The 1,151-nt window shown below is 58.1% G+C and carries 1 protein-coding gene; it reads left to right on the top strand.

Annotation, left to right across the window (positions count from 1 at the left end; all coding sequences use genetic code 11):
* The first annotated feature begins 67 nt into the window (after positions 1-67).
* Positions 68-1,042: a hypothetical protein gene (locus NW820_RS07225; protein WP_414407095.1), complete on the top strand. Its 975-nt coding sequence runs from the start codon at positions 68-70 to the stop codon at positions 1,040-1,042.
* The last annotated feature ends 109 nt before the right edge of the window (positions 1,043-1,151 follow it).

Here is a 1,151-nt window from a genome sequence, read left to right as displayed (position 1 = left end):
GCCTGTTTTTGCAACGGTAAATGTCTGCCGCCGAGCATTCTGAATTGACAGCAACGGAACCGTCACAATGTCCTCCGATCTGAGACCTCCCTTTCGACCGGTACGGCCCCCCAGACCCAGCTCAACGGGTGAGGCCAAGGGATCCCTGTCATCAGCGAAAGCTCAGGATCCTGCGGCAGCTCCTGGTGCTGTTCGCGACAGCGGGACGGAGTCCTTGCAGCCTGTTGTCAGCACCACCGCTACCTTGGGGGAAAAGAAAGCGGCAGAAAGAGAGCGAGTCTGTTTGGAACCCATCCCCCCGCCTGGGGAGAAGATGCAATACCGAGCCATCGGCCTCATCGAAGGGCAATACATCCCCTCCCCAGAGCACTTTACCCGCGGGATTTTGCGCACCTCGGATGGCTTGGATCTGAATGCCGTATTGCTGGGCCGGGTGATGAGCCTGGTACGGAAGCACCTGAAGCCGGAACGCAACTACCTGTGGGTGGTTTATCCTCGCACCCGCGACAAAACCGAAGATCTGCACGTGCAGTTGCTGGGGGTGTGGGCCCCAGAAGAAATGGGGCGAACTCTCCCCGAGGGATCCCGTCCGACGGTGGTGCCGGATTGGTTTTCCATCCGGGGCGAGGTCGTTTTTCAATCGCAGGAGAAAGGGTTCATCATCGTCAAGATCCGTCAATCGGGCAAAAAAGCTTCCGCCAACTCTCCCTCTCAGCGAGTCCAGAAGGATGGAGCCGCAGCCCCCAAGCCCCAAGCCTTCAAATTGCGCCTGATCGGATCCCTGCCGGGCAAAGGGGTAGGCAATTTCTGGGATCTGCAGGTGCGCCGCCGCGGATCCCTGCTCTATGTGGAGGCGGGCACTCCCATCGGCCCTGTGCTCAAAACGCCGCCGCGCCCACGCCTGAAGCGTTCCCCCCCCCAACCCAAAGCCAGGAAGAGTTCCACCCCCTCGACACGTGGGGAAGCGTCTATTCAAGAGCCGTTTTATCCTCTGCGAGATCCCACAAAAGTACCCAAGCCGGTTAAGAGAAAACGCCCATAAACTGGGCTAGTAGATCCTGCTTTAATGGAGCTTTTCATGTTGACCTTCTTGTTGTGAACCATTCTTTTACCCTGGTTAGGCCGTGGCAGAACCAACTCCTCCCAACAAA

Source organism: Synechococcus sp. R55.7, from assembly GCF_047461955.1.
Taxonomy (GTDB): Bacteria; Cyanobacteriota; Cyanobacteriia; order Thermostichales; family Thermostichaceae; genus Thermostichus.
This window is presented reverse-complemented; position numbering and strand designations above follow the sequence as displayed.